Annotated in this window: 1 protein-coding gene; it reads left to right on the plus strand. The window is 46.2% G+C overall.

The window, feature by feature from the left end; genetic code table 11:
* Positions 1-26: 26 nt before the first annotated feature.
* Positions 27-240: zinc-dependent peptidase (locus SB660_RS23430; RefSeq protein ID WP_410584971.1), on the plus strand; the 214-nt coding region annotated here is incomplete at its 3' end.

Genomic DNA, 240 nt, shown 5'->3' on the forward strand with positions numbered 1-240 from the left:
CAAGTGACGAGTTTGCGAGCAAAACGATGATTAAGTGGCCCTGGAAAGTACAAGAATCAGCACATCAAACTGCCCTTCCCTGGCAGGAAGCACTATCGATCCCCCTTTTAACGGGTCTGACGGAACAGGAACAAAGCAAATTAGTCACTCTTGCCGAACGTTTTTTACAGCAAAAGCGGCTTGTTCCTTTACAGGGCTTTGAACTGGATTCATTAAGAAGCTGCCGGATAGCACTTCTAT

The sequence above is a fragment of the Bacillus sp. SIMBA_005 genome, assembly GCF_046535585.1.
GTDB classification, from domain to species: domain Bacteria; phylum Bacillota; class Bacilli; order Bacillales; family Bacillaceae; genus Bacillus; species Bacillus pumilus.